Raw genomic sequence first — 14,276 nt, forward strand, 5'->3', positions numbered from 1 at the left:
CGGCCCCGCAGGCCCACTGGACGATCAGCGCGCCGTCGGCCGTCGAGGCCCCGGTGACGTCCAGGCACTTGCCGCTGTTGGCGCTGGTCACGGTGTGGGTGGCCGGGGCGGTCAACGGCGTGACGCCGGTGTTGGCGAAGTCGGCGTGCTGGAAGCCTCCCACGCCCAGGCCGATCTGGCCGATGCCGTGGCCGGCGTCGGCGACCGAGGCGACCTGCGTGTGATCGACCGACGCGGTGATGCTCTGGCCCTGCACGGCCAGCGTGAGGTTGTGCCAGGTGCCGGCCCCGGCGCCGGGGTAGCTGCCGCTCGCCAGCACGGTGTCGGTGCCGGACCGGTCCTCGGTGAACAGGCTCCAGGCGCCGGTGTCGTCGATCTTCAGGTGGTAGCCGGAGCGGTCGTGGTCGACGTGGTCGATGCGGCCGAGCAGTTCGGCGGAGGTACCGGCCTCTTCGAGGACGACGTCGGTGCTCGCCTGGTAGTGGGCCCAGGACGGGTCGCCCATCAGCGTGAGCGGGGTGTAGTTCATGTCGTCGTGCCACGGGATGGGCGCCCGGGTGATGACCTGGCGCAGGCACATCGGGGTGGTCGCCCCGGTCGGGCAGGGCGCGGTCTCGAAGGCGCCGGCCCAGTCGTGGAAGTAGCGGGCGGTGGCCTTGGCGGAGTAGCCGCTGAGGTCGGCCCGGTAGGGCAGCGGCATCGGCGCGGCGGCCGGCGGGGTGGCGGTGCCCTTGCCCTGGCCGGTGGTGGTGGTCACGGTGTAGACGTAACCGGGCTGCACGGTGAGGGAGTACGACCCGCCCTTGGGCGTCACGTCCTGGGTGTGGACGAACCACCGCGACGGGTCGGTGGAGTTCATGTCGGTGGCCCAGACGTGCACCGGGCCGGTGGACAGACCGCCGGTGACCTTGACATCGACCGTCTGCGCCGCGGCGGCGTCGGTGCTCTCGATGACCGTGCTGTAGTCCCGGCCGGACTTCAGCGTCACGAAACTCCCGCTGTGCGGATCGCCGTTGGCGCCGGCGCCGGCGCCGGCGAGGTAGCCGCTGGAGGTGTCCAGGTACTGCCAGCCGGGCTTGGCGAACTGGGTGGTGTGCGCCATCACCCAGATGTCGCGACCCACGGCGTAGTTGCCGGACCAGGGCTGGTCGGCGGCCATCAGGCCGGCGCCCGCGTACGGCAGCTCCGAGGGCCAGGAGCTGACCAGCGCCCACTTGATGTCCGAGGTGATCCTGGCGTCGAGGTATTCACGGTTGACGTTGCGGGCCAGGGCGGCCGGGTCTGCGCCGTAGCTGTCGTTGTCGTCCTCGGAGGCCCAGAGCCGCTTGCCCAGACCGGTCGCGGTGTCACTGCCCGGACAGGCGGTGTAGACCGGGGTCGAGTGCCAGCAGGTGCCGTGCAGGCCGATGACGCCGACGGCCTTGGCGAAGGCGGGGTCGGCCGCCATGTCCGCGGCGATCGACCAGTGCTCGTCGTCGCTGTCCGAGGCGACCAGCACGGTGTTCCGATGGCCGTGGCCGTCCAGGTCGGCGCGCAGCCTCTCGAACCAGGACTTGTCGTAGCCGCGCTCGTTCCAGCCGCCCAGGTAGCCGATGTTCAGCCCGTGCTGCTTGGCACAGCCGAGCCAGGACTCCAGGTAGGCGATGTTGTCCTGGGACCAGACACCGCCGTCGAGCCAGCCCGGCGCGGCCCACTCCAGGCCGTAGAAGGTGATCTTGGGGTTGCGTGCCTTGGCCTGCTCCATCAGCCACCACTCGTAGCCGCGGTTGCAGTCGACCTCGGTGGCGGTGCGCATGTGGGACGGCTCGGGGCCGTCGGAGGAGTTGGCGTCGCCGCCGATCTCCACCTTCAGGGTCTGCAGCGCGGCGCCGTAGCCGGGCTTGAACAGGTAGTCCAGCACCTGGCTGCGCTGGGGTTCGGGGTAGTCGACCAACAGGCGGGAGGTGGCGCCGCCGCCGCTGATGGCGCCGAGGCCGTCGTAGGCCCGCCCCGGCGAGGCGCCGTCCAGTGTCACGGACTGCGCCGCGGGGGCCGTCGGCACGGCCGCCGCGGTCGGCGCGGCCGCGACGGCGGTGGCGACGCCGAGCGCGAAGGCCGCCAGGGCTGTGACGCCCCGACGGAAAGGGTGGGGTGGGGTGCTCATTCGACTGCTCCTGCTCCTCGGACCGGCCGGCAGGGGATGGGGGTCGCCCGGAACGCGCCTCACCGACGGGCAGCCGGAACGGCGCCGGCGGGTGCATGCCGACCGTCGGGGAGGACAGTAGACCCAACTTTCAACAACAATCAACAACTTCGAATGAAATGCAACGCACGTGGGCACGATGCCCACGAGCCGACGACTGGTCCGCACCGCCGGGCGGACCAGCCGCCCATCAGGTGCCATGACCCTGCCACCTGCCATTGACGGGGCCCCGGCTTTTGCTCGAAGCTATCCAGGACGGCGACCTACCAACCAGTAAGTTTCCCTCCAGCATTTCGATTACCTGCTTGGATCCGGGAGATCGCATGTGATCCGGCGGCTCCGGGCAACCCCGGGCCGAGCCGGGAGTGGCGCGGCATAACGAGACGGTCTCAATAGCTCCCAGGCGGAAACATGAGCTTGACTCACCTCATGGCCAGGCGCTTTCTTTTGATCCATCGCGTTTGATTGCGATGCTTTCTGATCGGTTCTGTTGCTTCTCGCCGGTCGGTCCCACACCCTCAGGAGCCCCCACCATGCACCTCTCCCACCGCGCCCGCCTCGCCTCGATCACCGCACTCGGCCTGGTCACCTCCCTAGGCCTCGCCGCCTGCTCCACCGGACAGACGTCCTCCGGCAGCGCGAACGCCCCGGTCGCGCCGGTGTCCGGCAAGGTCTCGATCACGTACCTGCAGAAGCAGGGCGACCAGCAGTACTTCGTGGACGAGGCCGCCGGCGCCAAGGCCAAGGCCGCCGAACTGGGCGCCGACCTGAAGGTGGTGAACCTCGGCAACGACGCGAACAAGACGGTCGGCGAGGTGCAGGCCGCGATCGCCCAGAAGAGCAACGGCCTGATCATCGTGGTGCCGGACCCTGCGGTCGGCCCGCAGGTGGTCCAGACCGCCCGGGACGCCAAGGCCGCACTGCTCACCTCCGACGACCAGGTCTGCGCCAGCGGCCCCGCCCCGGCGCAGTGCGCGGCCGGCGACCTGGTCCCCCGGATCGGGTTCAGCGGCGCCCAGATGGGCGGTGAGGTCGGCAAGCGCGCCGCCGAGGAGTTCACCAAGGCCGGCTGGAACGCCGCCGACACCCGGATCATCTCCGCCTGGAAGCAGGACGTCACCGTCTGCGGCGACCGCGTGAAGGCCGCCAAGGCCGCCTTCGACCAGGCCGTGCCGGGCGTGCAGCTGATCGACGTCGCGACCGACAACACCCCGACGGGCGCACAGGACAAGGTCGCCGCCACCATCACCGCCAACCCCGGCGTCAAGCACTGGGTGACGTGGGGCTGCAACGACGAGAACGTGCAGGGCGCCGTCACCGCCCTGCAGAACGCCGGGATCAGCCCGAACGACATCGACGGCGTCGGCCTGGGCGCCTACCTGGCGTGCAAGGACTGGGCGTCCGGCAAGCCCTCCGGCATGAAGGCCGCCCTGTTCATCAACGGCAAGGACGTCGGTGCCCTGTCGGTGCAGACCATGTTCGACAAGCTCAAGAACGGCAAGGACTTCCCGAAGGAGGCCTTCGCCCCGACCAAGATGGTCGACGCCACCACCTGGCAGTCCGCGGGCGTGTCCTGCAGCTGACGCCGCGTCGAGCGGCCGGGGCGGCGGACGGGCACCGACCCGCCGCACCGGCGCCGCTCCCGGAGACCGTACGCGCGACCGCAGGCGCCGCGCCCGGAGACCGCCCGCCCGGCTCCCCAGACCGTACGCACCGCACTGCCAGCGAGGCCCCGATGACCACACCCGCACCGTCCCCCCTCCCGCCGCCGAGCGGCTCCCCCGGCCTGAGCGCCGAGGGCGTGTCCAAGCGCTTCGGCTCCGTCCAGGCGCTGAAGGACGTCAGCCTCACCTTCCCGCCCGGCCGGGTCACCGCCCTGATGGGCGAGAACGGCGCCGGGAAGTCCACCCTGCTGCGCATCCTCACCGGCGACCACCGCCCCACCGAGGGGCACGTCCTGCTGGACGGCGCGAGCGTCGACCTGCACTCCCCGCAGGACGCCCGCCGCGCCGGGATCCGGATCATCCCGCAGGAACCCGAGATCATCCCGCACGTCCCGGTCGCCGAGAACGTCTACGCCGGCTCGCTGCCCCGCACCCGGCTGCGCCGGCTGGACCGCGCCGAGCTGCGCCGCCGGATCACCGCGGACCTCGCCCGCCTGGGCTTCGACAAGGTCCTCGACCCCGATCTGCTCGGCTCCCAACTCACGGCGGCTCAGCGCCAGTTGGTCGAGATCATGCGCGCCCTGACCGGCGCTGTCCCGCCGCGGGCGATCGCCTTCGACGAGCCCACCTCCTCGCTCTCCGAGCACGAGGTCGAGGCGCTGTTCGCCCTGATCGGACGGCTGCGCGACGAGGGCATCGCGGTCGTCTACGTCTCCCACCGGATGAAGGAGATCTTCCGCCTCGCCGACCGCATCGCCGTGCTGCGCGACGGCCGGGTCGCCGGAGTGGTCGAGGCCGCCGCCACCGACGAGGGCGAGCTGGTCCGGCTGATGGTCGGCCGGGACCTCTCCTCGCTGTTCGTCCGTCAGCAGGTCGCCACCGACCGCGTCGTCCTGGACGTCCGGGGCCTGACCACCGACGACGTGCACGGCGTCGACCTGGCGGTCCGGGCCGGCGAGGTCGTCGCCCTGGCCGGGCTGATCGGCGCCGGACGCTCCGAACTCGCCCTCGCCCTGGCGGGCGACGCCCCGATCCGCTCCGGCACGGTCGCCCTCAACGGCGAGGTCCTGCGGCTGAAGGACCCGCGCGCCGCCATCGCCGCCGGCATCGGCCTGGCCCCCGAGGAGCGCAAGGCCCAGGCGCTGTTCCTGCAGCGCACGATCCGCGACAACACCTCGCTGGTCAGCCTGCGCCGGCTCAGCCGCCGGCGCTTCGTGAAGCGCCGCCAGGAGAAGGCCCTCGCCCAGGAGTACGCCGACCGGCTGCGGGTCCGCGCCCCCTCCATCGAGGCCGAGGTCCGCACCCTGTCCGGCGGCAACCAGCAGAAGGTCGTGCTCGCGCGCTGGCTCGCCCGCAAGCCCGACCTGCTGATCCTCGACGAACCCACCCGCGGCGTCGACGTCGGCGCCAAGGCCGAGATCTACCAGATCATCGCCGACCTCGCCCGCGAGGGCACCGCCGTCCTGGTCATCTCCTCCGAACTGCCCGAGGTCCTCGGCCTCGCCGACCGGGTCGTGGTGATGCAGAACGGCCGCACGACCGGCGAACTGAGCCGCGACCAGGCGACGGAGGAGGCCATCCTCGCCCTCGCCATGGCCGACGACCTCGCCACCACCGCCCCCGCCCAGACCGGAGAGACCCAGTGAACGAGCGCAGCGAACGAACCATCGAAAGGCGCGCGTGGGCGAACGCCCTCACCGAGCGCAGCGAGGTGGGCGCATGACCACCGCCACTCCCCCGACCGCCCCCGCGCCGGACGCCGCGGCCGTGCCCGTCCGGTCCGGCGGCCCGCGCGCCCTGCTCGCCGCGATCGGCGGCCAGAACCTCAGCCTGATCGGCGCCCTCGTCGCCGTCGTCGCCCTCTTCGGCTCGCTCAACCCCAACTTCGTCGGCTGGGACAACATCCAGGTCATCGCCGAGGCCGCCACCATCTCCGGCCTGCTGGCCGTCGTCCAGACCGTCGTGATCATCTGCGGCGGCCTGGACATCTCGGTCGGCTCCCAGGCCGGCCTGGCCTCCGTCACCAGCGCCATGGTCTTCACGTCCGCCGGCAGCAACCCCTACCTGGGCATCGGCGCCGCGCTCGCCATCGGCGCCGGCATCGGCCTGTTCAACGGCGTCGTCATCATCTACGGCCGGGTCAACCCGACCATCGCCACCCTGGCCGGCCTCGCCGCGTACAAGGGCGTCGCCCAGCTGGTCTCGGACGGCCGTGCCCAGGGCTACGTGCTCAACGACCCGGTCTTCGTCTTCCTCAGCCGGGGAAAGATCGCCGGCCTGCCCACCATGGTCTGGCTGCTGATCCTCACCGCCGCCGCCGTGCACGCCCTGCTCACGTACACCGACATCGGCCGCAACATCTACGCGATCGGCGGCAACGACACCGCCGCCCGGCTGGCCGGCATCAACCTCAACAAGTACCTGATCGCCGCCTACGCCCTCTCCGGCACCGTCGCGGCCCTGGCGGGCGTGCTGCTCACCGCGCGCACCGGCAGCGGCCAGCCGGTCTCCGGGAGCGAGGGGCTGGAACTGCAGTCGATCACCGCCGCGGCGCTCGGCGGCTGCGCCCTCAAGGGCGGCAAGGGCAGCATCGGCGGCACCCTGCTCGCCGTCGCGCTGCTCGGCGCGCTGCAGAACGGCCTCACCGTCCAGGGCATCAACGCCTTCTGGCAGAACGTCGCCCAGGGCACCCTGCTGGTCGCCGCCGTCGTCATCCAGCAGCGCCGCAACCGCGAGCGGGCGGTCGGCCTGCCCGCCTGACCCCTCGACCCCCGTGCGGCGGGGCACCGCACCGCCCCGCCGCACGGGAACCACCCCCATGACGTCCGCCCGGGCCGGTTGCGTGGCCGGATCCGCCGCGCAGTGGCAGCGGGTCCGGAACCGGCCGGCGGCGGAACGCGCGGTCGGCCGTCGAGGGTCGGCCGGACCGCGACCGGAGCTGCCGGTGCCACCCCTGTTCGTGGCACCGGCAGCTCCGTGTTTCCGGGCCGGCGCGGCACGCCCCCGCCCACGGGGCCGGCCGGCGGACGTGGGCGGCACCGTCGTCCTGGGATACTGGATCATGTCGCGACCGGACGCGGCCCGGTCGTCGACGCGGACGCTCCGAGCGCCCCGCCCCTCCCGGAGCGGTCGCGCGCGTTCGTCCACGACCGTGACAGGGTCGGCCCCCGGCAGGACGCGGGAACGACCAGAAACCCGATCGATCGAAAGGGCCTCCGTGGCTGATCAGAGTTTGCTCGCCCCGCAGCGCCAGGCGCTGATCCTGGAGGCCATCCGCAGGGCCGGCGCGGTGCGCGTCGCCGAGCTGGTCGAGCAGTTCGGCGTGTCGGACATGACGATCCGTCGCGACCTGGACGCGCTGGTGCGCCAGGGCGCCGTCCAGAAGGTGCACGGCGGCGCCATCGCGGTGGGCACGGCGAGCACGTACGAACCCGGCTTCGACGTCAAGTCCGAGCTGGAGGAGAGCACCAAGGCCGCCCTGGCGGACGCGGCGGCGCAGCTCGTGGAGCCCGGCAGCGTGGTCGCGCTCTCCGCGGGGACCACGACCTACGCGGTCGCCTCCCGGCTGCTGGAGATCCCGCAGCTGACGGTCGTGACCAACTCCCTGCGGATCGCGGACCTGCTGTGGGCGGCGGAGAGCGACGGGCGGGAGGGCGTCCCGTCGCTGCTGGTGACCGGCGGGGCTCCCACCCGCTCCGCGGCCCTGGTGGGGGCCCTCGCGGACCAGGCGATCCGCACCCTCCACGTCGACCTGCTGATCCTCGGGGTGCACGGCGCCAGCGAGCAGGCCGGGCTCACCACGCCCAACCTGGCGGAGGCCCAGACCAACCGGGCCCTGATCGCCTCCGCCCGCCGCACCGTCGTGGTGGCCGACCACACCAAGTGGGGCGTCGTCGGTCTGAGCAGCTTCGCGACCCTGGCGGAGGTCGACTGCTTCATCACCGACGACGCCCTTCCGGCGGCGGCCCGCAACGCGCTCGCCGACGCCGTCGGGGAACTGGTCGTGGTGCCGACCGCCGACTGACCGGGCGGCTGCGCGCCGTACCCGGTCAGGCCACCCGCCGGGCCCCGGGCGAGGGCACGGCGGTGAAGGCCACCGGGTCGGCGTGGCCCGCCGTACGGAAGGCCGACCGCACCGCCTCCGCGACCCGGTCCGCATCGACGGCCCGGACCAGGGCGATGACCGAGCCGCCGAAGCCGCCGCCGGTCATCCGGGCGCCCAGCGCGCCGGTGGCCACGGCGGCCTCGACCGCGAGGTCCGTCTCGTCGCAGGAGACCCGGAAGTCGTCGCGCAGCGAGGCGTGTCCGGCCGTCAGGATCGGCCCCAGCGCGGCGATCCGGCCGGCGTCCAGGTGCTCGACCGTCTCGGCCACCCGCCGGTTCTCGGTGACCACGTGCCGCACCAGGCGGCCGAGGTCGTCGGGAAGGCGCTCCAGCGCGGCGGGGAGGCCCGCGGGCGGGAGGTCGCGCAGCGCGTCCAGGCCGAGCAGTCCGGCGGCCCGCTCGCAACCGGCCCGCAGGGCGGCGTAGGCGCCGTCGCCGAGGTCGTGCTTGACCCGGGTGTCGATCACCAGCAGCCGGAACCCGGCCGCTTCCAGGTCGAGCGGGACGTGCCGCTGCTCCAGCGTCCGGGTGTCCAGGAACAGCGCGGCGCCGTCCGTGCAGCAGGCAGAGGCCATCTGGTCCATCACGCCGCAGGGCACGCCGACGAAGGCGTTCTCGGCCCGCTGGGCGACCAGGGCGAGCTCCGGCGCGGACAGGCCCAGCCCGTACAGGTCGTCGAGGGCCACGGCGGTGGCGCACTCCAGGGCGGCGGAGGAGGAGAGCCCGGCCCCGGTCGGCACGTCACTGTCGAAGAACAGGTCGGCGCCACCGACCGCGTGCCCGGCCTCGGCGAGGGCCCAGAACACGCCGGCCGGGTAGGCCGCCCAGCTGGTGACCACGCCGGGCGTCAGGCCGTCGAGCGCGAGATCGGTGATCGTGCCGTTGCCCTGGGCGCTGTACAGCCGCACCCGGCCGTCCTCGCGGCGGCGGGCGGTGACCTCGACGCGGTGCGGGAGGGCGATCGGCAGGACGAACCCGTCGTTGTAGTCGGTGTGTTCACCGATCAGGTTCACCCGGCCGGGCGCGGCCCAGACGCCGCTCGGCCGAGCACCGTGGACGGCCTCGAAGTCGGTGGCGGCGTGCTCGATCATCTGTTCGGCTCCCGTGCGTCGCGCGTATGTGGCACCTGCTCCCGCCCGGCTTGCGCCGACAGGCGGGAGCCTATTTCGACATAATCAAACATGATTGCCACCTACGGTCAACACCAGCAGCTTTGACGCGGGAGAGAGCGCGCATCCCGGGCGCCGACTTCTTGGCCTGCAGGTCTAGGCCTGTTGACAAGCGATCGTATATGTTTGATTCTGTTGAAGATCGGCGCAGGCGGCCGACGTCCCACTCTTAAGGAGTACGGCGGTGCACAAGACCGCGACCACGTTGGCCGACGGCCGTGAGCTCTTCTACTACGACCGGACGGCCGGCAACGTCCGCGACGCCGTGGACGAACGCCCGCTGGAACCCGCCACGAGCCTCTCCGAGATCCGGCTCGACCCGGTGCTCGGCGAGTGGGTGACCGTCGCCGCCCACCGCCAGCAGCGGACCTACCACCCGCCGGCCGGCGAGTGCCCGCTCTGCCCCTCCCGGGACGGACGGCTCAGCGAGGTCCCGGCCGCCGACTACCGGGTCGTGGTCTTCGAGAACCGTTTCCCCTCACTCTCCCCGGCCTCGGCTGCGCACGTCGGGACCCGCGACGACGACCCGCTGCACACCCTCCGGCCGGGCTCGGGCCGCTGCGAGGTGGTCTGCTTCGCCCCCGACCACGACGCCTCCTTCGCCGACCTCGACGAGGCCGACGCCCGCCTGGTGCTGGACGCCTGGACCGACCGCACGGCCGCGCTGTCCGCCCTGCCCGACGTCCGGCAGGTGTACTGCTTCGAGAACCGCGGCGCGGAGATCGGTGTCACCCTCGCCCACCCGCACGGCCAGATCTACGCCTTCCCCTTCGTCCCCTCCCGCACCACCCGGATGATCGTCCGGGCCGAGGCGCACCGCGCGCGCACCGGACGAAACCTCTTCGAGGACCTGCTCGCCGCCGAACGGGCCACCCCCGAGCGGCTGGTACTCCAGGGCGAACACTGGACAGCCTTCGTCCCGTTCGCCGCCCGCTGGCCGTACGAGGTCCACCTCTACCCCCACCGCCGGGTCCGCGACCTCACCGCGCTGGACGAGGCCGAGCGCGCCGAGTTCCCCGGCCTGTACCTCGACCTGCTGCGCCGCTTCGACCGGCTGTTCCCCGCGCCCGACGGAGCCGCCCCGAACCGGACCCCGTACATCTCGGCCTGGCACCAGGCACCGAAGGACGGCGGCGACGAACTCGCCCTGCACCTGGAGCTGTTCACCATCCGGCGGGCGCCTGGCAAGCTCAAGTACCTGGCGGGCGTGGAGTCCGGACTCGACGCCTTCGTCACCGACGTGAGCCCGGAGACCGCCGCCGAGCGACTGCGCGGCGCCGCCCCCCACTGACCAGGCAACCCAGGAGGAACCCGCATGGCCGTCGATCGAACCGTGCTGGCCGGTGCGCGGCTGGTCCTGCCCGGCGGTGTCGTCGAGGACGGCCGCCTGACCGTCCGCGGCGAGAGCATCACGGCCGTCACGAGCGGCGGCGCCGCCGAACCCGGCGACCTCGACCTGACCGGTCACACCGTCGTCCCCGGCTTCGTGGACCTGCACGTCCACGGCGGCGGCGGCGCCTCCTACGCCTCCGGCAACGCCGAGGAGGCCCTGCTCGCCGCCCGGACCCACCTGCACCACGGCACCACCACCACCGTCGCCTCCACCGTCACCGGCGAGATCGACGAGCTCGCCCGCCAGGCCGCCGTCCTCTCCGAGCTCGTCGAGGACGACGTGCTGGCCGGCATCCACTTCGAAGGCCCCTTCATCTCGCCGGGCCGCTGCGGCGCCCACCGCCCCGACCTGCTGCGCGAGCCCGACCCGGCCCTCGTCCGCAAACTCGTCGACGCCGCCCGCAGCCACGCCACCATGGTCACCCTCGCCCCCGAACTCCCCGGCGGCCTCGACTCCGTGCGCATGCTCGCCGACCTCGGCATCATCGCCGCCGTCGGCCACACCGACTCCGACTACGCCACCACCCTCCAGGCCATCGACGCCGGCGCCACCGTCGCCACCCACCTCTTCAACGCCATGCCCGCCATCGCCCACCGCGCCCCCGGCCCGATCGTCGCCCTGCTGGAGGACGAGCGGGTCACCGTCGAGCTGATCAACGACGGCGTGCACCTGCACCCCTCGGTCCTCGACCTCGCCTACGGCACCGCCGGCCCCCACCGCGTCGCCCTGATCACCGACGCCATGGGCGCCGCCGGCACGGGCGACGGCCTCTACCCCCTCGGCCCCCTCCAGGTCCGCGTCACCAACGGCGTCGCCATGCTCCCCGACGGCAGCTCCATCGCCGGCTCCACCCTCACCCTCGACCAGGCCTTCCGAAGAGCCCTCACCATCGGCAAACTGACGCTCAACCAGGCCGTCGAGTCGCTGTCCACCACCCCCGCCCGCCTCCTCGGCCTCGACCACCGCACCGGCTCCCTGGAAACGGGCAAACTCGCCGACCTCGTCATCGTCGACTCCGAGAGCTTCGACCTGGTCGCCGTCATGCGCCACGGCCACTGGGCCCGCGGCGCCGACCGCTTCCAGACCGTCCGAACCGTCCCGACCGCCTGAACGAACCGTGGCCGCCCTCCCCGCTGCGGGGAGGGCGGCCGTGGTGCGTCCGGACGGCGGGCGCGCCCGGGTCAGGCGAGCGACCACCGCTGCAGCGGCGAGCCGGTGTCCGGTTGCTGGGTCACCCGGGCGCCGTCGGCGGTCGAGGCGGTGGTGAGCAGCAGTCCGCTGTGGGCCGAGGTGACGGTGTACAAGCCGTCGGCCGTCCGGCGGAGCTTCCAGTGCTGGTTGGCACCACCGCTGCACGGCCACTGGATGATCCGGGCATCAGCGGCGGTGGATCCGCCTTCGACGTCGGAGCACATCGACGAGAGGCCGTTGACCAGCTCGTAGGTGCCGTCGGGCTGCCGGCGGAACCGCCAGAGTTGGTTGGTGGTGCCGGAGGCGCTCCAGGTGATGAGGGCGTTGCCGGCGGTGGTGCTGCCGTCGGCGTCGTCGAGGGCCTTGCCGCCCGTGGTCAGGGTGTGGTCCCCGCTGAGGTCCGGCTCGACCGTCCAGGTGAAGCCGGCCGAGGCGCTCGCGGTGCCGGAGGCGGCGGTGACGGTGACCGTCGAGGTCCCGGGGGCGGTCGGGGTCCCGCTGATCAGACCGGCGGGGCTGACGGAGAGCCCGGCGGGCAGGCCGGCCGCCGTGAACGTGAGCGACTTGCCGGCACTGTCGGTGGCGTCGAGCTGCACCGAGACGGCCTGGCCCACGGCGCCGGACCGGTCGCCGGGCGCGGTGAGGACGACCGCCTCGGGCGCCCGCCCGGTCGGGGCGAAGGAGAGGGTCTGCTCGGCCGCCGTGCGACCGGCACCGACCGTGCTGCCGGTGGTGTCGCTCCAGGAGCGGGCGGGCGTGGTCTCGGCGAGCCGCCCGGAGGCGCCGGACATGCCGATCACCAGGCCGCTGTATCGGTTCACCAGCTGGAAGCGGCCCTGGCCGCCCTTGCCGGGGAGGACGAACCACTGCTGGCCGACGGTGGCGTTCCCGTTGACGGCGCCGGTGGCGGTCAGTGCGGCACCCCAGGCGCGGCCGGCCGTCGAGGCGGAGTCGACGCCCAGCAGCTGCCCGGTGGCGGCGTTGGCGATCCGGTAGGAGCCGTCGCCCTGGGCCAGGAACCTCCAGGACTCCCGGGCGGAGCCACCGGCCCTGGCCGCGGAGGTGACCGTGGAGCCGCCGGCGGCCTGGACGAGGACCCGGCCGTTGCCGCTCTGGATCCGGTAGGTCCTCGTCAGGTCGACCGGCGGGGCGGCCGGCCCGGAGGAGGCGATCGTGATGTCGGCGTACTCGCCGTCGGAGGTGGCGCAGGCGATAGAGCAGTACGAGCGGAAGGTCTTGCCGAGGACCGTGCCGCCGGTGCGGGCGGCGGGGTCGAGCATCCAGCGGTACCAGGAGCCGGAGGTGTAGCCGCTGCCGCTGTCGCCGATCAGGCTCCACCGCTGGGTGGCGAGGTCCTTGGTCGCGTAGAACTGCTGCGGGGCGGTGCCGGAGACCACCTCGGGTTCGCCGATGTACAGGCCCAGGTAGGCGTCGTAGGCGATGTTCATGATGAACAGCGGTGACTTGGGCGGGAGTTGCCCGGCCTTGACCTGCTGGTCCACGGAGCCCGGGGTGCTCGGGTGGTAGTCCTTCGCGGGCGGGGTGTACCCGGTCGGCGCGGTCGGCGTGGCGGGCACCATGTTGCTCTCCAGGCCGCCCCGTCCGGGCTGCGACCAGGTGCCGTCGTACCACTTCTGCCACGAGTCGGGCGCCATCTTCCCCGAGATCGGGGCGCGCGCGACGTGGGCCAGGCCGCCGTTGGAGCCGCCGACGCCGGCCTTCGGGACGATCCGGGAGCCGTAGTAGACGTAGAAGTAGCCCGAGGCGGTGTCGACGAACAGGCGGGGGTCGCCGTCGCCGTAGTCGTAGGTCTGGTTGGGGAACGCCGCGTCGTCGCCCCGGACGGTGCTGTACGGGGAGGTGATGACGTGGTCCCTGATGGTCCAGGTCCGGCCCTGGTCGGTGGAGACGGCGTAGTCGATCGCGTCGTAGTGCAGGCCGTCGCCGAAGGGCTGCGGGGTGAACTCGTTGTGCACCAGCCCGTACCAGTCGCCGCTGTCCGGGTCGACCCAGACCCCGACCAGGTCGCAGAAGTTCCGCTGGGAATACCCGGAGCCCTGCGGCGCGTCGGTGGACTGCAGGCCGGTGACGCTGTTGTTGCACCGCGCCGTGGTGTCGTCGTTCCGGTCGTTCGGGTCGGCGGGGTCGACGGCGCCGCTGAGCTCGGCCGACCGGGTGGCGCTCTCGAAATCCGCGCCGGTGTAGAAGCTCCACTCCCGGGGGTCCTTCGCGCCGTACAGCGAGTGGGACTGCTGGAAGTAGAACGTGCCGTCCTTGTCGGTGTAGACACTGGCGGGCGTGTCGTCGGGGTAGGCGTAGGAGCCGGTCCGGCCGATCGAGACCGTGTACGTGGTGGGGGCCGGTTTGGGGCCCGGCTTGTCGGCGGCCGCGGGGGCGGCGGCCAGGGTGCCCGCGCCGAGCGCCGCCAGGGCGGCGGCGGCGAGGGCGCGGGCCCGTCCGGTACGTCGTGGTGACAACTGGTACTCCTCTTCCGTGACGGGGCGCACCGTTGCGCCCCTGCTGTGGGGGGTGCGGAACGGGAGAGTGGTCCGAGGGGGGCGTCGATCAGCCGG

General features: G+C 72.8%; 9 protein-coding genes. 6 read left to right on the top strand and 3 right to left on the bottom strand.

Annotated elements, in window-relative coordinates:
• A partial coding sequence (locus ACIGG8_RS22755) for an RICIN domain-containing protein (RefSeq protein ID WP_396550258.1) occupies positions 1-2,143 on the bottom strand: 2,143 nt, incomplete at its 3' end.
• A 572-nt stretch (positions 2,144-2,715) separates the two neighbouring features.
• On the opposite strand from ACIGG8_RS22755, the gene ACIGG8_RS22760 reads away from it, so the two are divergent.
• The 4 genes from ACIGG8_RS22760 to ACIGG8_RS22775 all read left to right on the top strand — a co-directional run bounded on the left by ACIGG8_RS22760 (position 2,716) and on the right by ACIGG8_RS22775 (position 7,870).
• The gene (locus ACIGG8_RS22760) at positions 2,716-3,765 is read left to right on the top strand and encodes a substrate-binding domain-containing protein (protein ID WP_396550260.1); all 1,050 of its coding nucleotides are present in this window, start codon (positions 2,716-2,718) and stop codon (positions 3,763-3,765) included.
• A gap of 152 nt (positions 3,766-3,917) precedes the next feature.
• Positions 3,918-5,492, top strand: a complete 1,575-nt coding sequence (locus ACIGG8_RS22765) for a sugar ABC transporter ATP-binding protein (RefSeq protein WP_396550262.1) — start codon at positions 3,918-3,920, stop codon at positions 5,490-5,492.
• A gap of 73 nt (positions 5,493-5,565) precedes the next feature.
• Complete coding sequence (locus ACIGG8_RS22770) at positions 5,566-6,606, top strand: ABC transporter permease (RefSeq protein ID WP_396550264.1); 1,041 nt, start codon at positions 5,566-5,568, stop codon at positions 6,604-6,606.
• 457 nt (positions 6,607-7,063) lie between these two features.
• The gene (locus ACIGG8_RS22775) at positions 7,064-7,870 is read left to right on the top strand and encodes a DeoR/GlpR family DNA-binding transcription regulator (protein WP_396550266.1); all 807 of its coding nucleotides are present in this window, start codon (positions 7,064-7,066) and stop codon (positions 7,868-7,870) included.
• Between the two features lie 25 nt (positions 7,871-7,895).
• Here ACIGG8_RS22775 and galK read toward each other — a convergent pair whose 3' ends face one another.
• On the bottom strand, positions 7,896-9,041 hold the full coding sequence (galK, locus tag ACIGG8_RS22780; RefSeq protein WP_396550268.1) for a galactokinase: 1,146 nt from the start codon (positions 9,039-9,041) through the stop codon (positions 7,896-7,898).
• 262 nt (positions 9,042-9,303) lie between these two features.
• On the opposite strand from galK, the gene galT reads away from it, so the two are divergent.
• Both galT and nagA read left to right on the top strand, forming a co-directional pair.
• The gene (gene galT / locus ACIGG8_RS22785; RefSeq protein ID WP_396550269.1) at positions 9,304-10,410 is read left to right on the top strand and encodes a galactose-1-phosphate uridylyltransferase; all 1,107 of its coding nucleotides are present in this window, start codon (positions 9,304-9,306) and stop codon (positions 10,408-10,410) included.
• Positions 10,411-10,434: 24 nt separating this feature from the next.
• On the top strand, positions 10,435-11,622 hold the full coding sequence (gene nagA, locus ACIGG8_RS22790; RefSeq protein ID WP_396550271.1) for an N-acetylglucosamine-6-phosphate deacetylase: 1,188 nt from the start codon (positions 10,435-10,437) through the stop codon (positions 11,620-11,622).
• A gap of 71 nt (positions 11,623-11,693) precedes the next feature.
• Here nagA and ACIGG8_RS22795 read toward each other — a convergent pair whose 3' ends face one another.
• Positions 11,694-14,180, bottom strand: coding sequence for an RICIN domain-containing protein (locus ACIGG8_RS22795; RefSeq protein WP_396550273.1), 2,487 nt, complete (start codon positions 14,178-14,180; stop codon positions 11,694-11,696).
• Positions 14,181-14,276 lie beyond the last annotated feature (96 nt).

This window comes from Kitasatospora sp. NPDC085464 (genome assembly GCF_044541955.1).
GTDB lineage: Bacteria > Actinomycetota > Actinomycetes > Streptomycetales > Streptomycetaceae > Kitasatospora.